The sequence below is a fragment of the Burkholderia reimsis genome (assembly GCF_003294055.1).
GTDB classification, from domain to species: domain Bacteria; phylum Pseudomonadota; class Gammaproteobacteria; order Burkholderiales; family Burkholderiaceae; genus Burkholderia; species Burkholderia cepacia.
Map to the genome: position 1 here is coordinate 274,569 of NZ_QMFZ01000002.1, position 21,114 is coordinate 295,682.

The following is a 21,114-nucleotide window of genomic DNA, read 5'->3' on the forward strand; positions in this document are numbered from 1 at the left end:
GCGAGCAAGCGATGACGACGCAGACGATGACGACCGTATCCGCCGGCAGCACGGACGCCGGCATGGCCGCCGCAGCCGCCGCAGCCGGCACGTCGCGGCCGGACGCGGCGCTGCTCGCGCTCGACGGCATCACGGTGACGTTCCCGGGCGTGCGCGCGCTCGACGCCGTGTCGCTGTCGGTGCGCGCGGGCGAAGTGCACGGGCTGATGGGCGAGAACGGCGCGGGGAAGTCGACGCTGCTGAAGGTGCTGTCCGGCGTGAACCAGCCGCAGGCCGGCACGCTGACGCTGAACGGCGCGGTGCAGCACTTCGCGTCGACACGCGCGGCGCTGGAGGCCGGCATCGCGATCATCTACCAGGAACTGCATCTCGTGCCCGAGCTGACGGTCGCGGAAAACCTGATGCTCGGGCAGCTGCCGAGCCGGCTCGGCGTGGTCGACGAACGCGCGCTTGCCGTGCGTGCGCTCGATGCGCTGGAGCGGCTCGGCGAGCACATCGATCCGGGCATTCCGGTGAAGTATCTGTCGATCGGCCAGCGCCAGATGATCGAGATCGGCAAGGCGCTGATGCGCGACGCGCGCGTGATCGCGTTCGACGAACCGACGAGCTCGCTGTCCGCGCGCGAGACCGCGCAACTGTTCCGGATCATCCGTGCACTGCGCGCGGAAGGCCGCGCGATCATCTACGTCACGCACCGGATGGAAGAAGTGTATGAACTGTGCGATCGCGTGACCGTGTTCCGCGACGGCCGTCGCATCGAGACGTTCGAGTCCGTGACCGATCTCGATCGCGACCGGCTGATCGGCTGCATGGTCGGCCGCTCGATCGAGGACGTGTACGGCTACCGGCCGCGCACACCCGGCGACGTGCTGATCGAGGCGAAGGGGCTGGCGGGGCCCGGGCTCGCCGAGCCCGTGTCGTTCACCGCGCGGCGCGGCGAGATCGTCGGCTTCTTCGGGCTGGTCGGCGCGGGCCGCTCGGAGCTGATGAAGCTGCTGTACGGCGCCGCGCGCCCGAGCGCGGGGCACGTCGAGCTGAACGGGCGGCGGGTCGCGTTCGGGAGCCCGCGCGACGCGGTGCGCGCCGGCCTCGCGCTGTGCCCGGAAGACCGCAAGCAGGAAGGCATCGTGGCGATCGCGTCGGTGGCCGACAACCTGAACATCAGCGCGCGCCGGCATTTCAGCCCGGCGCGCATGCTGCTCGACGGGCGGCGCGAGCGTGAACTCGCGCAGCGCTATATCGAGCGGCTCGCGATCAAGACCCGCGACGGCGACACGCCGATCGGCGCGCTGTCGGGCGGCAACCAGCAGAAGGTCGTGCTCGCGCGCTGGCTGGCCGAGCGCATCGACGTGTTCCTGATGGACGAGCCGACGCGCGGCATCGACGTCGGCGCGCGCGCGGAAATCTACAACCTGTTCTACGAACTCGCGGAAGCGGGCCGCACGGTGATCCTCGTGTCGAGCGACCTCGCCGAGGTGATCGGCGTGTCGGACCGGATCATCGTGATGAAGGAAGGACGGATCGCGGGCGAGGTCGCGAAGGCGCAGGCGACGCCCGACGCGCTGATCAAGCTCGCGCTGCCGCGTTAGCGGCCTGCAGTCAACCGGAAAGCAACTGATATGAGCCAGGCAATGCAACCCCAACGCACTTCCCCGTCCCCCGATGCCGCGGCCACGGCCGCGCCCGCGCGAGCGCGCGGCGGCGTGTGGCAACTGATCAACCGCTCCGGCATCGTGATGGTGTTCCTCGTGCTGTTCGCGACGCTGTCGCTGACCGTGCCGGACTTCCTCACGCCGCGCAATATCCAGGGCCTGCTGCTGTCGGTCACGCTGATCGGCTCGATCGCGGTGACGATGATGTTCGTGCTCGCGCTCGGCGAGGTCGACCTGTCGGTCGCGTCGATCGTCGCGTTCTCGGGCGTCGTCGCGTCGACGCTGATCACGGCGACGCACAGCGTCGTGCTCGGCATCGCCGGCGGCGTGCTCGCGGGCGGCGCGGTCGGGCTCGTCAACGGCGTGCTGATCGCGCGCTGGCGGATCAACTCGCTGATCGTCACGCTCGCGATGATGGAAGTCGTGCGCGGGCTCGCGTTCATCACGTCGAACGGCGACGCGGTGATGATCTCCGAGGAGCGCTTCTTCGATCTCGGCGGCGGGTCGTTCCTCGGCATCTCGTATCCGATCTGGAGCAACATCGTCGGCTTCGTCGTGTTCGGCTTCCTGCTGCGCAAGACGGTGTTCGGCAAGAACGTGCTGGCCGTCGGCGGCAACGGCGAGGCGGCGCTGCTCGCGGGGCTGCCGGTGATGCGCATCAAGATCACCGTGTTCGTGCTGCAGGGGCTCGTGACCGGCTTCGCCGGCGTGATGCTCGCATCGCGGATGAGCCTCGGCGATCCGAAGACCTCGGTCGGCCTCGAGCTCGGCGTGATCTCCGCGTGCGTGCTCGGCGGCGTGTCGCTGACGGGCGGCGTCGCGACGATCTCCGGCGTGCTCGTCGGCGTGCTGATCATGGGCTCCGTGCAGGACGCGATGAGCCTCTTGAACGTGCCGACGTTTTACCAATATCTGATACGCGGCGGAATTCTGTTGCTCGCGGTGCTGTTCGACCAGTATCGTCGCAACCAGCGGCGCGCGATGAAGATCTGACCCTGACGAACGCGCGGCCGCCTGCGAAGGCGACAGACATCGGGAGACGGCATGCAACAGATTCATCCGGGCGCGGCGGCGCTGCTCGTGGACAGCCGCAACACGCTCGGCGAAGGCGCGACGTGGTGCGACGCGACGCACGCGCTGTACTGGACGGACATCGAAGGGGCGCGGCTGTGGCGCTGCCGCGCGGACGGCTCGGGCCTCGCGCAGTGGCCGATGCCGGAACGGCTCGCATGCTTCGCGCTGACGCATGATCCGGACGTGCTGCTCGTCGGGCTCGCGACGCATCTCGCGTTCTTCGACGTGCGCAGCGGTGCGTTCACGCGGATCGTCGACGTCGAACCCGATCTGCCGACGCGGCTGAACGACGGGCGCTGCGATGGGGCCGGCGCATTCGTGTTCGGGATGAAGGACGAAGGCAGCGAGCCGCCGCAAGCGGTCGGCGGGTTCTATCGGCTCAATCCGGATCTCACGCTGCAGCGGCTCGCGCTGCCGCCGGCCGCGATCGCGAACAGCATCGCGTTCTCGCCGGATGGGTCGAAGATGTATTTCTGCGATTCGATGGTGCGCGAGATTCTCGTGTGCGATTACCGCGCGGGCGGCGATGTCGCGAACGTGCGACCGTTCGCGCGGCTGACCGATACGGACGGCGACCCGGACGGCTCGACGATGGATCGCGACGGCGGGTTGTGGAACGCGCAGTGGGGCGGCCGGCGGGTGGTGCGCTACGGGCCGGACGGCGTTGAAACGGAACGCGTCGAAGTGCCGACCGCGCAGCCGAGCTGTGTCGCAATCGACGGCGAAGGCCGGCTGTACGTGACGAGCGCGCGCGTCGGGCTGAGCGACGACGCGCTGGCGAGCGATGCCGGCGCCGGCGGCGTGTTCGTCGCCCGCACGCGCTACGCGGGGCTGCCGACCGCGCGGTTCGCGGGCAAGCCCGCGAACTGAGTACGGCCGGCGCCGTCACGGCCGGACGGGTCACGACTGCTGCGCGGCCTGCAGCCCCAGCAACGCGACCGCGTTGTCTTTCAGGATCAGCGAATGCACGTCGGGCCGGAACCCGGCGCCCTGAAAATCCTCGAGCCAGCGGTCCGGCCGGATCAGCGGAAAATCGGACGCGAACAGCACCTTGTGCCTGAGCAGCGTGTTCGCGTATTTCACCAGCTCGGGCGAGAAGTACTTCGGCGACCATCCCGACAGGTCGATGTAGACGTTCGGCTTGTGCAGCGCGATCGACAGCGCCTGCTCCTGCCACGGCCATGAAGGGTGCGCGATCACGATCTTCATGTCCGGGAAGTCGGCTGCGACGTCGTCGAGGTGAATCGGTTCGGAATACTTCAGACGCAGCCCGCCGCCGCCGCGCATCCCCGATCCCATCCCCGAATGCCCGCTGTGGAAGACGGCCGGCAACCCGTATTCCGCGATCACCTCGTAGATCGGATAGGCGAGCCTGTCGTTCGGGAAGCATCCCTGCATCGTCGGATGGAACTTGAAGCCCTTCACGCCGTGCTCGTCGATCAGGCGGCGCGCCTCGCGCGCGCCGAAGCGGCCCTTGTGCGGGTCGATGCTCGCGAACGCGATCATCACGTCGGCGTTGTCCTGCGCGAATTGCGCGATTTCCTCGTTCGGAATGCGCCGCCGGCCGATGTTCGTCTCGCAGTCGACGGTGAACATCACGAAGCCGATCCGGCGCTCGCGGTAATGCGCGATCGTCTCCGGAATGGTCGGCCGCCGGCCCTGCTTCAGCACGGTGCCGAAGTACTTGTCGGCCGCGTCGTCGAATGCCTTCGCGAACAGGTCCGGCGGCTGGCAGCACGACACTTCCGCGTGCACGTGCGTGTCGATGGCGATCAGGTTGTCGATGTCCAAGCGTGTCTCCTCATGTCGTGATGCGTCGGCCGGCACGGCGCGAAATCGGCTGTCCGGGCCCGTTTAGGGGTTTGTCCGGAGCCGCTTCCATTCTACTTTACATATCAGGTTACCTGATAGTAAATTGGTCGCGAGTCGCACAGGGCGGCATCGAAATTGGAGAACGAAAATGGGTTACGAAGGGCGCTGGAAAACGGTGAAGGTCGAGGTCGAGGGCGGGATCGCATGGGTGACGCTGAACCGTCCGGACAAGCGCAACGCGATGAGCCCGACGCTGAACGCGGAGATGATCGACGTGCTGGAGGCGATCGAACTCGATGCCGAGGCGCAGGTGCTCGTGCTGACCGGCGAGGGCGACGCCTGGACGGCCGGGATGGACCTGAAGGAATATTTCCGCGAAGTCGACGCGGGCCCGGAAATCCTGCAGGAAAAGATTCGCCGCGACGCGAGCCGCTGGCAGTGGCAATTGCTGCGCATGTATGCGAAGCCGACGATCGCGATGGTCAACGGCTGGTGCTTCGGCGGCGGCTTCTCGCCGCTCGTCGCGTGCGACCTCGCGATCGCGGCCGACGAAGCGGTGTTCGGCCTGTCGGAAATCAACTGGGGCATCCCGCCGGGCAACCTCGTCAGCAAGGCGATGGCCGACACCGTGGGCCATCGCCAGGCGCTTTACTACATCATGACCGGCGACACCTTCACCGGCCCGCAGGCCGCGCAGATGGGGCTCGTCAACAAGAGCGTGCCGCGCGCGCAGCTGCGCGACGAGGTGCGTGCGCTGGCCGCGAAGCTGCTCGACAAGAACCCGGTCGTGATCCGTAACGCGAAGCACGGCTTCAAGCGTTGCCGCGAGCTGACCTGGGAGCAGAACGAGGACTACCTGTACGCGAAGCTCGACCAGGCGAACTACCGCGATCCGGAAGGCGGGCGCGAGCAGGGCCTCAAGCAGTTCCTCGACGACAAGAGCATCAAGCCGGGCCTGCAGGCGTACAAGCGCTGACGCGCGCCGCCGCACGCAACCGGATCCGAGTGGAGACACGGAAATGCACGAAGTGAGTTTGTTGATCGACGGCGTGTCGCGCGGCGCGTCGGACGGCGGGACCTTCGACCGGATCGATCCGGCGACGGGACGGGTGGCGTCGCGCGCCGCCGCGGCGACGCTTGCCGACGCGGACGCCGCGGTCGCGGCAGCGGCGCGCGCATTCCCCGCGTGGGCCGTGCTCGCGCCGACCGAGCGCCGTCGGCGGCTGCTCGCGGCGGCCGACCGGATGGACGCACGGGCGGGCGAATTCATCGAAACCGGCCGCGCGGAAACCGGTGCGATGGCGAACTGGTACGGCTTCAACGTGATGCTCGCGGCGAACATGCTGCGCGAGGCGGCCGCGATGACCACGCAGATCGACGGCGCGGTGATCCCGTCGGACGTGCCCGGCAGCCTCGCGATGGCCGTGCGCCAGCCGTGCGGTGTCGTGCTCGGGATCGCGCCGTGGAATGCGCCGGTGATTCTCGCGACCCGTGCGCTCGCGATGCCGCTCGCATGCGGCAACACGGTGGTGCTGAAGGCGTCCGAGGGTTGTCCGGGCGTGCACCGGCTGATCGGCAGCGTGCTGCACGACGCAGGGCTCGGCGACGGCGTGGTCAACGTGATCACGCATGCGCCGCAGGACGCGCCGGCGATCGTCGAGCGGCTGATCGCGAACCCGGCGGTGCGCCGCGTGAACTTCACCGGTTCGACACGCGTCGGCCGCATCGTCGCGACGCTCGCCGCGCAGCACCTGAAGCCGGCGCTGCTTGAACTCGGCGGCAAGGCGCCGGTGCTCGTGCTCGACGACGCCGATCTCGACGCGGCGGTCGAGGCGGTCGCATTCGGCGCGTTCTTCAACCAGGGGCAGATCTGCATGTCGACCGAGCGCGTGATCGTCGATCGGAAGGTCGCCGATGCGTTCGTCGAACGGCTCGTCGCGAAGGCACGCACGCTGAAGGCCGGCAACCCGGCCGCGCCGGGCGTCGTGCTGGGCACGCTCGAAAGCGCGGCCGCCGCGCAGCGGATCGCGGCGATGGTGGACGACGCGCGCACACACGGCGCCGCGCTGCCGCTCGGCTGTGAAGTCGACGGCGCGGTGATGCAGCCGACGATCGTCGACGGTGTCACGCGCGACATGCAGCTGTATGCGGACGAATCGTTCGGGCCGGTGGTGACCGTGCAGCGCGTCGACGGCGACGCCGCCGCGCTCGCGGCCGCGAACGACAGCGAGTACGGGCTGTCGGCGGCGGTGTTCAGCCGCGATATCGCGCGCGCGATGCAGGTCGCGAAGCAGATCGAATCGGGTATCTGCCACATCAACGGCCCGACGGTGCACGACGAGGCGCAGATGCCGTTCGGCGGCGTGAAGGCAAGCGGCTACGGCCGGTTCGGCAGCAAGGCGTCGATCGCCGAGTTTACCGACCTGCGCTGGATCACGGTCCAGACCGCGCCGCGTCACTACCCGATCTGAGCCGTCCCGGGCGCCGCGGCGCCCCAGATAAGACAACGACACAATGAAGTCTCCGCCCGGCGCGCGCACGCGCGCGGGGCGGAACCGACCGGAGACAGAACTTGGATGCGGATCCGACCCAACTGCGCGACGCGGCTGCCGCCCAGCGCGTTCCCGCCGGCTATCGCCCCGTGGCGATCGGCACGGCGCCGCCGGAGATCGTGCAACGCGACGGCTGCTGGACCTTGCGCGCGACGACCCCGCTCGGCGCGTACCCACGCCGGCTGACCGACCGGCTCGCGAGCGGCGCGCGCGCGCATCCGGACCGCTGGCTGGTCGCGCGGCGCGGGCCCGACGGTACGTGGATCGGCATCACGTATGCGCAGATGCTCGAGCGCGCCCGCGCGATCGGCCAGGCGCTGCTCGATCGCGGGCTGTCGGCCGAGCGGCCCGTCGCGATCCTGTCGGGCAACGACCTCGAACATCTGCAAATCGCGTTCGGCGCGATGTGGGCCGGCATTCCGCATGCGCCGCTGTCGCCCGCGTATTCGCTCGTGTCGAGCGATTACGGCAAGCTGCGCCACGCGCTCGCCGTGCTCACGCCCGGGCTGGTCTTCGCGTCGGACGGCGCGGCGTTTCGTGCCGCGCTCGACGCGTCGGTGCCGCCTGATGTCGAGCGCGTGGTCGTGTCGGCACCCGACGGGATGGATGGCGTCACGCGTTTCTCGTCGCTGCTCGACACGACACCGGGCAGCGTCGATGCCGCGCACGATGCGATCACCGGCGACACGATCGCGAAATTCCTGTTCACGTCTGGGTCGACACGGCTGCCGAAGGCGGTGCCGACCACGCACCGGATGCTGTGCAGCAACCAGCAGATGCTGCTCGAGACGTTTCCGCAGTTCGGCCTGGAGCCGCCGGTGCTGGTCGACTGGCTGCCGTGGAATCACACGTTCGGCGGCAGCCATAACGTCGGCATCGCGCTGTACAACGGCGGCACGCTGTACATCGACGACGGCAAGCCGGTCGCCGGCAAGTTCGGCGAGACGCTGCGCAACCTGCGCGAGATCGCGCCCACCGTGTATTTCAACGTGCCGAAGGGCTGGGAAGAACTGGCCGCGGCGCTCGAAACGGATGCCGCGCTGCGCGAAACCTTCTTCTCGCGCGTGAAGATGTATTTCTTCGCGGGCGCCGGACTGTCGCAGGCCGCGTGGGACCGGCTCGAGCGCGTGACGCTCGCGCACTGCGGCGAGCGCATCCGGATCATGGCGGGCCTCGGGATGACCGAGGCCGCGCCATCGTGCATGTTCACCACCGGGCCGGTGTCGGGGGCCGGCTACATCGGCCTGCCCGCGCCCGGCTGCGACGCGAAGCTGGTGCCGGTCGACGGCAAGCTCGAGGCGCGCTTTCGCGGGCCGAACGTGATGGCCGGTTATTGGCGCGCGAGCGGCGACGACGCGCGCGAGGTATTCGACGAGGAGGGCTACTACCGCAGCGGCGATGCGGTGCGTTTCGTCGATCCCGCGCGGCCGGAGATCGGCCTGATGTTCGACGGGCGCATCGCGGAGGATTTCAAGCTGTCGTCAGGCACCTTCGTGAGCGTCGGGCCCATGCGCGCGCGGATCGTATCGAACGGCGCGCCTTACGTGCAGGACGCGGTCGTCACGGGGATGAACCGCGACGACGTCGGCGTGATGATCTTCCCGCGCGTCGACGATTGCCGTCGCCTGGCCGGCGCGGCACCGGACGCCGACGTGCGCACCGTCCTGCAGGCGCCCGAGGTGCGGGCGTTCTTCGCGGCGCTGCTCGAGCGCCTGAACCGCGATGCGACCGGCAGCGCGACGTTCGTCACGCGGCTGTGCGTGCTCGATACGCCGCCTTCGCTCGATCTCGGCGAAGTCACCGACAAGGGCTCGATCAACCAGCGTGCGGTGCTCATGCACCGTGCGGCGGTGGTCGACGCGATGTACGAACCGGGCGCGGCCGACGCGGGCGTGATCGTCGCCGGCACGGCGCGCCGCGCATGAGGTGCGCGCGATGAGCAACGCGTATTGCGCGCCGTTGCGCGACATGCTGTTCGTGATCGGCGAATGGCTCGATGCGCCGGCGCTGTGGCGCCGCGTGCCCGACTGGGCGGAGCTCGACCTGTCGACCGCCGGGCAGGTGCTCGACGAGGCTGCCCGCTTCGTGGTCGAACGCATCGCGCCGCTCGATTCGACCGGCGATCTCGAGGGCTGCCGGTTCGACGGTGCCGGCGTGACGATGCCGGCGGGCTTTCGCGATGCGTACCGCGACTACGTCGACGCCGGCTGGCCGACGCTCGCGCTCGACGCCGATTGCGGCGGCCAGGGGCTGCCGCATCTGCTCGACGTCGCGCTGCAGGAGATGCTCGCGGGGGCGAACTATGCGTGGCTGATGTCGCCAGGGCTCACGCACGGCGCGGTGGCGTGCCTGCGCGCGCACGGCGGCGAGCGCCTGAAGCGCGACGTGCTGCCGAAGATCGCGAGCGGCGAGTGGCTGACGACGATGTGCATCACCGAGCCACAGGCGGGCAGCGATCTCGGCCTGCTGCGCACGCAGGCAGTGCCGGACCCGGCCGCCGACGGCTACCGGATCAGCGGCAGCAAGCTGTTCATCACCGGCGGCGAGCACGACCTGACCGACAACATCGTGCACCTCGTGCTCGCGCGGCTGCCCGATGCGCCGGCGGGAACGAAGGGGCTGTCGCTGTTCGTCGTGCCGAAATGGCTCGACGCGCCGGGCGGCCGCGTGCGCAACGGCGTCTGGTGCGACGGCATCGAGAAGAAGATGGGGCTGAAGGCAAGCCCGACCTGCACGATGCGTTTCGACGCGGCCGCGGGCTGGCTCGTCGGCGAGCCGCATCGCGGGCTCGCATCGATGTTCGTGATGATGAACGCGGCGCGCCTGCAGGTCGCCATGCAGGGTGTCGGGCATGCGCAGAGCGCATGGCAGGCCGCATCGGCCTATGCGCGCGAGCGCGTGCAGGGCAGGGCGGCGCCGATCGCGCAACACGCCGCGATCCGCCGCATCCTGCTCGATGCGCAGGCGATCGTCGAAGGCGAGCGCGCGATCGGCTACTGGATCGCGCACTGGCTCGACGTCGCCGCGCACGATCCGCAGCCGCCGGCACGGCTCGCGGCGGCGCGGCTGGCATCGTTGCTCACGCCGGTCGCCAAGGCGTTCTTCACCGCGAACGGCTTCGCGGCCGCGTCGAACGCGCTGCAGGTATTCGGCGGCTACGGTTACGTTCACGAATACGGGATCGAACAGACGCTGCGCGATTGCCGCGTGTCGATGCTGTACGAAGGGACCAACGAGATCCAGGCGATCGATCTGCTGGTGCGCAAGGTGCTGGGGGATCGCGGCGAGGCGCTGCATGCGCTGCTCGAGTTGATTCGCGCGGAAGCCGCGCAGAGCGTCCAGGCGGCAGCGGACGAGCGGGCGAGGGACGCCGGGGCGCGCGTCGCCACGCTGTGCGCGGACCTCGAGCGCGTGACGGCCGGCGTGATCCGCGCGAGCGAGCACGATCCGGATCTGCCCTACCGCGTCGCGGACGACTATCTCGCGCTGGTCGGCTGGCTGCTGCTCGCGTTCGCGTGGGCGCGCACGCTGCGCATCGTCGGCGATGCGCCGGGAGACGATTCGTTCCGTGCGGGCAAGCGCGCGGTCGGCACCTACTTCTTCGACTATCCGCTCGCGGCATTCGCACACCGGCTCGCGCTGGTGGACGCGGGCTGCCGCGCGGCGTTGCCGGTTGCCGCGGCATGAGGTTTGTCCGAGCCGGGCGTGGACGGCCCCCGGGGCGGCTCGCCGGCCGGCACGAGCCGCCGTGCGGGCCGATTACCGGCCGATATACGGGCTGATATACGGGCCGATTACGGCCTGATATACGGACCGCGTGAGGTAAGATGGCCCGCGATCCTCCTTCCGACACGTTCATGAGTTCGACACCCGTCAAACCGGCCGGCCCGAAACGCACGGCCCGCGCCAGCGAAGCCAGGCCGCGCACGCGTTCGCAGCAGCGGCTTACCTACCTGATCGGCAATCTCGACCGGCTGCTGCGCCGCCAGATGAGCGATGCGCTCGTGCCGCTCGGTGTGACGCTCGCGCAGTACACGGCGCTGTCGGTGCTCGAGGCGCGCGGCGCGCTGTCCAATGCGCAACTCGCGGTGCGCTCGTTCATCACGCCGCAATCCGCGAACGAAGTGATGGTTGCGATGGCCGCTCGCGGCTTCGTGACGCGCGAGGCCGATCCCAGCCATGGCCGCGTGATCCTGCTGCGTCTGACCGACGAGGGCTCGGCAATCCTGCGCGAATGCGAGCAGGTGCTGCGGCCGCTCGAACGCCGGATGCTCGGCGACGACGTGAGCGCCGACGACGTCGCGCAGGTTCACCGCACGCTCGAGCTGTTCGTGCGCAACCTGCGCGACTGAGCACGCCGCCGCGTCTTTCGTTCCGGTTTCTCCGGCCGCACCGCGCCATGCCGCGGGTCGCGAACGGGTTGCGGGTTAACACCGCGCTCGCGACACTTGAAATATCAGGTTACCTGTTATTAAATCATCCCGTCCCTCGACGGGATTTTCTTTCGGGTTCTTAATCAGGTTACCTGATAAACAGACGAGACCCGATCACGATAAAGCAAGGACACCGCGCATGCGTTCCGCGTATGCCGCGCGAGTCACGGTTAGGAGACAGCATGGACACTTCCGTTGCCGCAAGGCCGGCCGTCGCGACGACGCTCGGCCTGTGTTTCGCGATCGCATTGCTCGAGGGGCTCGACCTGCAGTCGGTCGGCGTCGCGGCACCGCGCATGGCCCACGAATTCGGGCTCTCGGTTTCACAGATGGGGCTCGCGTTCAGCGCGGGCACGTTCGGCCTGCTGCCGGGCGCGATGCTCGGCGGCTGGCTGGCCGACCGGGTCGGCCGCAAGCACGTGCTGATCGCGTCGGTCTGCCTGTTCGGGCTGCTGTCGATCGCGACCGCGCAGGTGTCGAGCTTCGCGATGCTGGTCGCCGTTCGTGCGCTGACCGGCCTCGGCCTCGGCGGCGCGATGCCGAACCTCATAGCCTTGTCGTCGGAAGCGGTCGACGCACGCTCGCGCAGCAGCGCGGTGGCCGTGATGTACTGCGGGATTCCGTTCGGCGGCGTGATCGCGTCGCTGATCGGCGTGCTGCTCGCAGGTGACACCGAATGGCGGCACATTTTCTATGTCGGGGGCGTCGGCCCGCTGCTGCTCGCGCCGCTGCTGCTCGCACTGCTGCCCGAATCGCGCGCGTTCCTCGACGTCAGCGCATCGGGCGCGGCGCGCCCCAGCGTCGGACAGACGCTGTTCGGCGGCTCGCGTACCGGCACGACACTGGCGTTGTGGCTCAGCTACTTCTGCACGCTGATCGTGCTGTATTTCCTGCTGAACTGGCTGCCGTCGCTGATGGCCGCGAAGGGGCTCGCGCGCAGCCAGGCCGGGATCGTGCAGATCTTCTTCAACATCGGCAGCGGCCTCGGCGTGCTCGGCATCGGGATGTCGATGGACCGCTTGCGTCCGTCGCGCGTGGTCGGCGGCATGTACGCGGGGATCGTGCTGTCGCTTGCCGCGCTGGCGATCGCGCCCGGGCTCCTGTGGCTGTCCGCCGCCGCGTTCGCGGCCGGGATGTTCGTCGTCGGCGGCCAGTCGGTGCTGTATGCGCTGGCCGCGATCTATTACCCGACCGCGATGCGTGGCACTGGCGTCGGCTCCGCCGTTGCCGTCGGCCGCCTCGGCTCGGTGGTCGGGCCGCTCGCCGCCGCCGAACTGCTCGCCATGGGCCGCAGCGCGTCGGTCGTGATCGGCGCGAGCATTCCCGTCACGCTCGTCGCCGCCGTCGCTGCGCTGATGCTGATCCGGCGCCCGCAGGCGCACGACTGATTTCTTCCCATTTCAACCACGAGCGCCGGTAGAGCGCGATTACGACACAGGTCTGGAGACGAACACCATGAAGCACACCAAAGCCTTGCTGGCGGCCGGCGCATGCGCGCTGGCCGCGACCGGCGCGCACGCGCAGTCGAGCGTGACGCTGTACGGGATCATCGACACGGGCGTCGAGTTCGTGTCGCACGCGAACGCGGCCGGCGACCACGTCGTGCGCATGCCGGGCGTGACGGGCGAGCTGCCGTCGCGCTGGGGCCTGCGCGGCACCGAGGATCTCGGCGGCGGCTACCAGGCGGTGTTCACGCTCGAAAGCGGCTTCAACGTGCGCGGCGGCGATCTCGGACAGGGCGGCCGGCTGTTCGGGCGGCAGGCGTTCGTCGGGCTGAAGGGCGGTTTCGGCACGCTCGCGTTCGGCCGCCAGTACACGATGACCTATCTCGCGCTGCAGGGCGCGGACATCATCGGCCCCGACATCTACGGGCTCGGCTCGTTCGATGCGTACGTGCCGAACGGCCGCTCCGACAACGCGGTGACCTACGTCGGCACCTATCGCGGCGTGACGCTCGGCGCCGCGTATTCGTTCGGCCGCGACGGCGCGGGCACCGGCAACTCGCCCGGGCAGGGCACGTGCGCGGGCCAGGTGCCGGGCGACGCCACGCAGTGCCGCAACTGGTCGGTGATGCTCAAGTACGACAGCGCGTATTTCGGCGCGGCGGCGTCGTACGAGGAGCAGCGCGGCGGCACCGGCGCGGCCGCCAACTTCTTCGACGGCGTGGCGCCCGTTCCTTTCACGAGCAGCGGCGGCAAGGACGCTCGCGCGCACGTGAGCGCGTATGCGCAGGCGGCCGGCGCGCGGATCGGCGCGGGGTGGATCGGGCGGCGCGTGTCGACCGGTTCGCCGGCCGCGCCGGGTGCGCATTCGGACCTGTTCTTCGTCGGCGCGTCGTATGCGGTGAAGCCGGATTTCGTCGTCGACGGCGAGGGCTACCGGATCGTCAACAGCGCGCACGACACGCGCGCGACGATGGCCACGCTGCGCGCGACCTATCTGCTGACCAAGCGCACGGCCGTCTATGCGCAATCGTCGTATCTGTGGAACAGCGCGCATGCGCGCTACGCGGTCAGCGGCGGCGGGCCCGGCACGACGCCCGGCGAAGGGATGGGCCAGCTCGGCGCGATGGTCGGCGTGCGGCACATGTTCTGATTCGGCAGCCTGACGAACGAGGGATATCTTGAACAGAAAATCTGCATTCCTTTGCATTGCACCGCTGTCCGCGGCAGCGATGCTTGCCGGGTGCGGCGGCGACGATTCGGTCAACGCCACGCCGACACATATGAGCGCCGCGACGCCGGCCGCGATGACGCAGACCTGCGACGCGCTCGCCGCGAAGCTCGCGTATGCGAACACGTCGTTCACGTCGGTGACGACCGCGGCCGCGGGCGCGCTGACGGTGGCCGGCAAGCCGGTCGCCGAGCACTGCGTGATCGAAGGGAAGATGAACCAGCGCGTGAGCGCGGTGGACGGCAAGACCTACGCAATCGGCTTCGAGATGCGCTTGCCGAAGGCGTGGAACGGCCGTTTCTTCTACCAGGCGAACGGCGGGCTCGACGGCAATGTCGTGACCGCGACCGGCGAGATCGGCGGCGGCGGGCCGCTGAACGATGCGCTGAACATGGGGTTCGCCGTGATCAGTTCGGATTCCGGGCACAGTGCGGCGCAGAATCCGCTGTTCGGCCTCGATCCGCAGGCGCGCATCGACTACGGCTACGGCGCGGTCGACGCGCTCACGCCGATGGCGAAGCAGGTGATCCGGCTCGCGTACGGCAAGGCGCCCGACCGCAGCTATTTCGGCGGCTGCTCGAACGGCGGCCGTCACGCGATGGTCACCGCCGTGCGCAACCCGGCCGACTACGACGGCATCATCGCGGGCGATCCGGGTTTTCATCTGCCGAAGGCGGCGATCGGCGAGATGTACGGCGCGCAGCAGTTCGCGAAGATCGCCTCGGCGACCGGCACGAACGGGCTGCCGGACATCCGTAGCGGCTTCACCGACGCGGAGCGGCAGTTCGTCGGCGCGAAGATCCTCGAGAAATGCGATGCGCTCGACGGCGCGGCCGACGGGATGGTGCAGGACGTCGCCGCGTGCCAGGCGCACTTCAGCGTCGAGTCGGACGTCCCGACTTGCGCGAACGGCACGCGCACGGGCGCGTGCCTGACGCCCGCACAGAAGACCGCGCTCGAGAACGTGTTCACGGGCGCACGCAACAGCGCGGGCACGGCGCTCTACGCGGGCTTTCCGTACGACCCGGGCATTGCCGGTGGCGGCTGGGCCGCGTGGAAGCAGTCGAATTCGATCACGCTCGATCCGGCCGCGATGGCGTTCACGTTCACGACGCCGCCGAAAAGTACCGCGACGCTCGCGAACCTGCCCGGTTTCGCGCTCGGCTTCGACATGGACAACGACGCACCGGCGATCTTCGCGACGAACGGTACGTACACGCAATCCGCGTGGACGTTCATGACGCCGCCCGACGAGACGAACCTGTCCGCGCTGAAGGCGCGCGGCGCGAAGCTGCTCGTCTATCACGGCACGGGCGACCCGGTGTTCTCGTTCGACGACACGCGTGACTGGTATGCGCGGCTCGCACAGGCGAACGGCGGCGATGCGTCGGATTTCGCGCGCCTTTATCCGGTGCCGGGGATGAACCACTGTTCGGGCGGGCCGGCGGCCGACCAGTTCGACCTGCTGACGCCGCTCGTCGCGTGGGTCGAGCAGGGGCAGGCGCCCGCTACGGTGGTGGCCGCCGCGCGCGACGCGACGAACGCGGTGCCGAGTGCGGATGTGCCGGCGTCATGGGGCGCGGGGCGTACGCGTCCGCTGTGCCCGTATCCGCAGGTGGCGCGCTACAACGGTTCTGGCGACGTGAATTCGGCGGCGAGCTTCAGTTGTCGCTGACGTAGCCGTCGATGGGAAACGGCCGGTGCGCGCGCGATCGCGTGCCGGCCGCTTCTTGTGTGCAATCGCTCACGCATTCACTCATTCATTCGCCCGGATCGACCGGCACCTCGAGCCCGACCTTCACGCGGCTCATGCTCACCAGCGTCTTGAACCGCTTCACGTTGTTGTTCGCGAAGAACAGCTCGCGCGTGAGCGCGTTGTACTGATCCATGTTGCGCACCGCGACGATCAGCACGAAATCCCATTCCCCCGTCACGTAGTAGCACTGCTGGATCTGCGGGCAGCGCTCGAACGCACGCTTCATCGCGTCGAGCTGGTCGATCTGCTCGCTTTCGACCTCGACGTTGACGACGATCGTCAGCGGATGATCGACCTTGTCCGGTGCGACGACGGCGGTGTAGCGCTCGATCACGCCGTCGTCCGCGAGACGTTTCAGGCGCCGGTTCACGGCCGCGGTCGACAGGTTGACGCGCGCGCCGAGTTCGCTCTGCGGCGTCTGCGCGTCGCGCTGGATTTCCATCAGCAGCTTGCGATCGAACGCATCGAGTGGGGTGGTCATGACGGTGTGTGAAACCTCGAAAGAATGAGAAATTTTTGCGTATCGGCGGTCGATTCGGCGATTTTATTGACCGGGATGCGCAATATTATTTTTCCAACCGACGGCGAGCGCAACCCGCGCTTGCCCGATCCGATCCACCCGACGGGCCGCCGGCGCGGCCCTGTTCCCGAGCCTTTCGCCATGCTGATCGCCAACCCCCGCGCATCGCGCGCCGCCTATCCCCACGCGCTGCGACGCGTGATGAACATCGCGTCGGCCGACGAAAGCGGCGCGTGGCTGTCGCACTGGCCGCTCGTCGGCCACGCGCGCACGCCGCTTCGCGTGCTGCCGGATCTCGCCGCGCGGCTCGGCGTCGCGAGCGTCAGCGTGAAGGACGAGTCGTGCCGCTCGCCGCTCGGCAGCTTCAAGGCGCTTGGGGCGCCGATCGCGCTGGTGCGGCTCGTGAAGCGGCTGCGCCGCCAGCAGGATCTCGATCCGCAAGGGCTCGTCACCGGCCGCTATGCGTCCGAACTGGCCGACCTGACGGTGATCAGCGCGACCGACGGCAATCACGGCCGCGCGCTCGCCGCCGCTGCGCGCGCGATCGGCTGCGGGTGCGTGATCGTGCTGCACGCGAACGTCGACGCGGAGCGTGAGCGCGCGATCTCCGCGTACGGCGCGCGGATCGTGCGCATCGCGGGGAACTACGACGAATCGGTGGTCTGCGCGGCACAGCTCGCGCAGGCGAACGGCTGGTACGTCGTGTCGGATACGTCGTACGACGGCTACGAAGCGATTCCGCGCGACGTGATGCAGGGCTACGGCGTGATCGCCGCCGAGGCCGCCGCGCAGGCGGCGCGGGACGACGGGCGGCCGTTCACGCATGTGCTGCTGCAGGGCGGCGTGGGCGGCCTCGCCGCAGGTGTCGCGAGTTATCTGTGGGAGCGCGACGGCGTGGAGCGGCCGCATTTCATCGTCGTCGAGCCGCGCCAGGCCGACTGCCTGTACCAGAGTGCACTGGCCGGGCGCGCCACCAAGGCGAGCGGCAGCGTCGATTCGGTGATGGCCGGGCTCGCGTGCGGCGAGGCGTCGCCGCTGGCGTGGGATTTCCTCGAGATGTGCATCGACCATTTCATGCTGATCGACGACGAAGACGCGGTGCAGGCGATGCGCGGCCTCGCGGCCGGCAGCGAACGCGACGTGCCGGTCGTGGCCGGCGAATCGGGCGCGGCCGGCATCGCGGGGCTGGACGTGCTGATGCGCGACCCGGCACGCGCGCGGCAGGTGGGGCTCGACGCGCATTCGCGCGTGCTGGCGATCAATACGGAAGGCGCGACGGCACCGTCCGTGTACCGGAGCTGCGTCGGCGAGGCGGCCGACGCCGTGCTCGCGCGGCAGCGCGACTGGCTGGACCGTGCGACGCTGGCGGCCTGAACGACATCACGACCGACGACGACCGACTACGACCGACGAGGCAAACGCAATGGACGCAATCGACGCAATCGACGAAAGCACGCTGCAGGGGCAACTGAAGACCTGGCGCCGCCACCTGCACCAGCATCCAGAGACGGGTTTCGAAGAGGTGAACACGTCGGACTATGTCGCGCGCATCCTGACGACGCTCGGGCTCGACGTGCATCGCGGGATCGGCGGTACGGGGCTCGTCGCGAACCTGACGGCCGGCACCGGCAAGCGCGCGATCGGCATCCGCGCGGACATGGACGCGCTGAACATCGCCGAGCACGCGCCGGGCCGCGAACATGCGTCGCGCACGCCGGGCAAGATGCACGCGTGCGGGCACGACGGTCACATGTCGATGGTGCTCGGTGCTGCACGGCTGCTGGCCGAGCGCAAGGATTTCGACGGGACGGTGCGTTTCATTTTCCAGCCGGCCGAGGAGCATGGCCGCGGCGCGAAGGCGATGATGGCCGACGGGCTGTTCGAGCGCTTCCCGGTCGACGCGATCTTCGGCGCGCACAACATGCCGGGCATGCGCGCGGGCACCTTCTCGACGCGCGCGGGCGGCATCATGGCGAGCGAGGACAACTTCGTGATCCGGATCGACGGGCGCGGCACGCATGCGGCGCGGCCGCACATGGGCATCGATCCGATCGTGATCGGCGCGCAGGTCGTGCTCGCGCTGCAGACGATCGTGTCGCGCAATCTCGACCCGGGCCAGCAGGCGGTGATCTCCTGCACGGAGTTCATCACCGACGGGCTGCGCAACGTGCTGCCGTCGACGGTGACGATCAAGGGCGACACGCGCAGCTATTCGCGCGACGTGCAGGCGCTGCTGGAAACGCGGATGCGCGAGATCAGCGAAGGGATCTGCCGCACGCACGGCGCGGCGTGCACGTTCGAGTACACGCACGAGTTCGCGCCGACGGTGAATTCGCCGGAGTGGGTCGACACGGCGGTGCGGGCCGCGGCGCAGGTCGCGGGCGCGGAGGCGGTGAACGCCGACGTGCAGCCAATGATGATCTCGGAGGATTTCGGCGCGTTCCTGCAGGCGGTGCCCGGCAATTTCGTGTTCATCGGCAACGGTGAAGCGGGTGGCCTCGGCGGCGTGCCGCTGCATAACGCTACGTATGACTTCAACGACGCGATCCTGCCGGTGGGCGCGCGGTATTTCGCGGAAGTGGCGCGGCGGGCGTTGCGGGCGGTGTAACGTGTCGTCGCGCGATTGACGTATCACGGGAAGCGGCTCGCTTGATGGCGGGCCGCTTTGCCGTTCGGCGACACGAGCGGTTCTGCAACGCGGCAGCGCATCGCGAGCACACCGACAGTGCCGTGCCCGCACGATGCGCATTCGCCGCGAACGTCACTGCGTCACACCAGTTCCCCCAGGCACGCGTCGAATTGCGTGACGAGCCGGTCGACATCGTCGGCCGTCGTCTGCGGACACACGAGCATCATGTTGTGGAACGGCGTGATCAGCACGCCGCGATTCAGCAGGTACAGGTGCACGATGTGCTCGAGTTCGCTGTCGAGTTGCGCGCCGGCGATCGTGCCGTTGCGCGGCGGCACGGGTGCGAACTGGAACTCGGTGCGCGCGCCGATGCGCGTCACGCACCACGGCAACCCGTGTTTCGCGATCGCCTGTTCGAGCCCCGTCGCCAGCCGCGCGGCGAGTTCGAACATGTGCGCATACGCGGCGTCGGTCGCGACTTCGGCGAGCGTCGCGCGCATCGCATGCATCGCGAGCATGTTCGCGGTGAGCGTCGTGCCGATGCCCGAATGGCCGGGCGGCGCGTTCAGCTTCGCCTGCTTCGCGCGTTCCGCGAATTCGGCGCTGAACCCGTACACCGCGCACGGCACGCCGCCCGCGATGGGTTTGCCGACCACCAGCATGTCCGCGTCGAGATCGTGCGCGACCGCGTAGCCGCCCGGGCCGCTGCTGATCGTGTGCGTCTCGTCGATCACGAGCAGCGTGCCGTAGCGGCGCGTCAGTTCGCGCGCGGCCGCCCAGAAGCCCGGGTCGGGCAGCACCATCCCGATGTTCGTCATCGCGGGCTCGGCCAGCACGCATGCCACGTCGCCATCCTTCAGCGCAGCTTCGAGCGCGGCCAGGTCGTTGAATTCGACGACGCGCGTGTTGGCGAGCAGGTCGTAGGCTTGCCCGAGCAGGCTGTCGCGCTGCACCGGGCGGCCGTCGACGAGATCGACGAATACGTCGTCGACCGTGCCGTGATAACAGCCGTTGAACACGACGATCGTGTTGCGGCCGGTGGCCGCGCGCGCCCAGCGCAGCACGAAGCGGTTCGCGTCGCTCGCGCTCAATGCGAATTGCCAGACCGGCAGCTTGAAGCGGCGTGCGAGTTCGCGCGACACCCATGCGGCGTCTTCGCTCGGCAGCATCGTCGTGTAGCCGCGCGTCGCCTGTTCGACGAGCGCACGCGCGACAGGTTCGGGCGCGTGGCCGAACATCGCGCCCGTATCGCCGAGGCAGAAATCGACATATCGATGGCCGTCGACGTCGGTGAACGTCGCGCCGCGCGCCTCCTTCACATACAGCGAGAACGGCGTCGACCAGTCCTGCATCCAGTGCAACGGCACGCCGAACAGCAAGTGCTCGGACGCTTCCGCGGACAGGGCGCGGGAGACCGGCATGGCTTCGGTGAACGCTTGGCGCTCGCGATCGAACAGCGCGCGGGCGCGGATGAGGTCGACTCCGTGGCGGGAAGGCAAAGGCAGCTCCTGGGCTGTGAAGAAGGAGAAACGATAGCGCGGCCGGCAGGGGGCTGAACAGAGGCGGAATTACCGAGGCGAGGGGGCGCGCGAATATCCGCTGCGGCTGTCGACCGGTCGCGACAACATGGCCGACGCAAGGGGCGTGCTGACGGGCAAGACAGGCGACGCGGAAATCGTATCCGGCGCCGCTCGCACGATCACGCTGGTCGAGCCCGGGCACGACGGCTTTGACGGCTACGACGAAACCCGCAACTTGAAAGTCAGCGCCCATGTGCCGGTCGTCAGCGGGGCGACCTCGACCATCGGGAGTGGTCACGGCGATCTGGTGCTGGCGTTCGAACCGGCTGCTTCGGCTGGGCGCGAGCCGGCGACGGGTGCGGTAGCGGCTGCCGGCGAGTAGGTCGTTGCCCCGGCGGACGGTGTCGGCCGGGGCATTTCAGTTGAAGTTTTTGCGCATAAACATACGACAACGTATTTCTAACAGCGCATTCGATGATGTGAGTGGGCACAC

Annotated in this window: 17 protein-coding genes; 14 read left to right on the top strand and 3 right to left on the bottom strand. The window is 68.9% G+C overall.

The features are described from left to right. The first annotated feature begins 11 nt into the window (after positions 1-11). Genes araG through DPV79_RS04140 form a run of 3 tightly spaced genes read left to right on the top strand, consistent with a single transcriptional unit; the run spans position 12 to position 3,596 of the window. Positions 12-1,589: an L-arabinose ABC transporter ATP-binding protein AraG gene (araG, locus tag DPV79_RS04130; protein ID WP_060067996.1), complete on the top strand. Its 1,578-nt coding sequence runs from the start codon at positions 12-14 to the stop codon at positions 1,587-1,589. Positions 1,590-1,619: 30 nt separating this feature from the next. Beyond that, the gene (araH, locus tag DPV79_RS04135; RefSeq protein ID WP_059688109.1) at positions 1,620-2,645 is read left to right on the top strand and encodes an L-arabinose ABC transporter permease AraH; all 1,026 of its coding nucleotides are present in this window, start codon (positions 1,620-1,622) and stop codon (positions 2,643-2,645) included. A gap of 51 nt (positions 2,646-2,696) precedes the next feature. After that, positions 2,697-3,596 (top strand): SMP-30/gluconolactonase/LRE family protein, encoded by a 900-nt coding sequence (locus DPV79_RS04140; RefSeq protein ID WP_113044854.1) that lies wholly within the window; start codon positions 2,697-2,699, stop codon positions 3,594-3,596. Between the two features lie 30 nt (positions 3,597-3,626). Here the strand turns inward: DPV79_RS04140 and DPV79_RS04145 are convergent, their stop codons facing one another. Continuing rightward, entirely contained in the window at positions 3,627-4,517 is an 891-nt protein-coding gene (locus tag DPV79_RS04145; RefSeq protein ID WP_059676673.1) for an amidohydrolase family protein, read from the bottom strand. 169 nt (positions 4,518-4,686) lie between these two features. Between DPV79_RS04145 and DPV79_RS04150 the strand changes: the two genes are divergently transcribed. The 8 genes from DPV79_RS04150 (at position 4,687) to DPV79_RS04185 (ending at position 15,871) form a co-directional block, all read left to right on the top strand. Further along, positions 4,687-5,514 carry a p-hydroxycinnamoyl CoA hydratase/lyase gene (locus DPV79_RS04150; protein ID WP_021163522.1) on the top strand — a complete coding sequence of 276 codons (828 nt, stop codon included), beginning with the start codon at positions 4,687-4,689 and terminating at the stop codon, positions 5,512-5,514. Between the two features lie 43 nt (positions 5,515-5,557). Next, positions 5,558-7,009: an aldehyde dehydrogenase gene (locus tag DPV79_RS04155; RefSeq protein ID WP_113044855.1), complete on the top strand. Its 1,452-nt coding sequence runs from the start codon at positions 5,558-5,560 to the stop codon at positions 7,007-7,009. 101 nt (positions 7,010-7,110) lie between these two features. After that, positions 7,111-9,015 carry a feruloyl-CoA synthase gene (locus DPV79_RS04160; RefSeq protein ID WP_113044856.1) on the top strand — a complete coding sequence of 635 codons (1,905 nt, stop codon included), beginning with the start codon at positions 7,111-7,113 and terminating at the stop codon, positions 9,013-9,015. Positions 9,016-9,025: 10 nt separating this feature from the next. Then, positions 9,026-10,777 (top strand): acyl-CoA dehydrogenase, encoded by a 1,752-nt coding sequence (locus DPV79_RS04165; RefSeq protein WP_113044910.1) that lies wholly within the window; start codon positions 9,026-9,028, stop codon positions 10,775-10,777. Positions 10,778-10,947: 170 nt separating this feature from the next. Further along, on the top strand, positions 10,948-11,442 hold the full coding sequence (locus tag DPV79_RS04170) for a MarR family winged helix-turn-helix transcriptional regulator (RefSeq protein WP_059487681.1): 495 nt from the start codon (positions 10,948-10,950) through the stop codon (positions 11,440-11,442). A 263-nt stretch (positions 11,443-11,705) separates the two neighbouring features. Next, positions 11,706-12,911 carry a 3-(3-hydroxy-phenyl)propionate transporter MhpT gene (gene mhpT / locus DPV79_RS04175; protein WP_059651509.1) on the top strand — a complete coding sequence of 402 codons (1,206 nt, stop codon included), beginning with the start codon at positions 11,706-11,708 and terminating at the stop codon, positions 12,909-12,911. Positions 12,912-12,978: 67 nt separating this feature from the next. Then, positions 12,979-14,118 (top strand): porin, encoded by a 1,140-nt coding sequence (locus tag DPV79_RS04180; RefSeq protein WP_021158633.1) that lies wholly within the window; start codon positions 12,979-12,981, stop codon positions 14,116-14,118. A gap of 28 nt (positions 14,119-14,146) precedes the next feature. Then, positions 14,147-15,871 carry a tannase/feruloyl esterase family alpha/beta hydrolase gene (locus DPV79_RS04185; protein WP_113044857.1) on the top strand — a complete coding sequence of 575 codons (1,725 nt, stop codon included), beginning with the start codon at positions 14,147-14,149 and terminating at the stop codon, positions 15,869-15,871. Between the two features lie 85 nt (positions 15,872-15,956). On the opposite strand, the gene DPV79_RS04190 is transcribed toward DPV79_RS04185, so the two are convergent. After that, positions 15,957-16,433: an Lrp/AsnC family transcriptional regulator gene (locus DPV79_RS04190; protein WP_027790255.1), complete on the bottom strand. Its 477-nt coding sequence runs from the start codon at positions 16,431-16,433 to the stop codon at positions 15,957-15,959. 180 nt (positions 16,434-16,613) lie between these two features. Between DPV79_RS04190 and DPV79_RS04195 the strand changes: the two genes are divergently transcribed. Both DPV79_RS04195 and DPV79_RS04200 read left to right on the top strand, forming a co-directional pair. Continuing rightward, the gene (locus DPV79_RS04195; protein ID WP_113044858.1) at positions 16,614-17,846 is read left to right on the top strand and encodes a diaminopropionate ammonia-lyase; all 1,233 of its coding nucleotides are present in this window, start codon (positions 16,614-16,616) and stop codon (positions 17,844-17,846) included. A gap of 49 nt (positions 17,847-17,895) precedes the next feature. After that, complete coding sequence (locus DPV79_RS04200) at positions 17,896-19,080, top strand: M20 aminoacylase family protein (RefSeq protein ID WP_113044859.1); 1,185 nt, start codon at positions 17,896-17,898, stop codon at positions 19,078-19,080. Positions 19,081-19,241: 161 nt separating this feature from the next. Here the strand turns inward: DPV79_RS04200 and DPV79_RS04205 are convergent, their stop codons facing one another. Beyond that, entirely contained in the window at positions 19,242-20,600 is a 1,359-nt protein-coding gene (locus DPV79_RS04205; protein ID WP_113044860.1) for an aspartate aminotransferase family protein, read from the bottom strand. A gap of 127 nt (positions 20,601-20,727) precedes the next feature. On the opposite strand from DPV79_RS04205, the gene DPV79_RS04210 reads away from it, so the two are divergent. Then, complete coding sequence (locus DPV79_RS04210; protein ID WP_113044861.1) at positions 20,728-21,003, top strand: hypothetical protein; 276 nt, start codon at positions 20,728-20,730, stop codon at positions 21,001-21,003. Positions 21,004-21,114 lie beyond the last annotated feature (111 nt).

Coding starts and splice junctions, on each gene's coding strand:
- DPV79_RS04180 (WP_021158633.1), top strand. CDS start 12,979: ATGAAGCACACCAAAGCCTTGCTGGCGGCCGGCGCATGCGCGCTGGCC.
- DPV79_RS04195 (WP_113044858.1), top strand. CDS start 16,614: ATGCTGATCGCCAACCCCCGCGCATCGCGCGCCGCCTATCCCCACGCG.
- DPV79_RS04150 (WP_021163522.1), top strand. CDS start 4,687: ATGGGTTACGAAGGGCGCTGGAAAACGGTGAAGGTCGAGGTCGAGGGC.
- DPV79_RS04210 (WP_113044861.1), top strand. CDS start 20,728: ATGGCCGACGCAAGGGGCGTGCTGACGGGCAAGACAGGCGACGCGGAA.
- DPV79_RS04155 (WP_113044855.1), top strand. CDS start 5,558: ATGCACGAAGTGAGTTTGTTGATCGACGGCGTGTCGCGCGGCGCGTCG.
- araG (WP_060067996.1), top strand. CDS start 12: ATGACGACGCAGACGATGACGACCGTATCCGCCGGCAGCACGGACGCC.
- mhpT (WP_059651509.1), top strand. CDS start 11,706: ATGGACACTTCCGTTGCCGCAAGGCCGGCCGTCGCGACGACGCTCGGC.
- DPV79_RS04200 (WP_113044859.1), top strand. CDS start 17,896: ATGGACGCAATCGACGCAATCGACGAAAGCACGCTGCAGGGGCAACTG.
- DPV79_RS04190 (WP_027790255.1), bottom strand. CDS start 16,433: ATGACCACCCCACTCGATGCGTTCGATCGCAAGCTGCTGATGGAAATC.
- DPV79_RS04170 (WP_059487681.1), top strand. CDS start 10,948: ATGAGTTCGACACCCGTCAAACCGGCCGGCCCGAAACGCACGGCCCGC.
- DPV79_RS04140 (WP_113044854.1), top strand. CDS start 2,697: ATGCAACAGATTCATCCGGGCGCGGCGGCGCTGCTCGTGGACAGCCGC.
- araH (WP_059688109.1), top strand. CDS start 1,620: ATGAGCCAGGCAATGCAACCCCAACGCACTTCCCCGTCCCCCGATGCC.
- DPV79_RS04165 (WP_113044910.1), top strand. CDS start 9,026: ATGAGCAACGCGTATTGCGCGCCGTTGCGCGACATGCTGTTCGTGATC.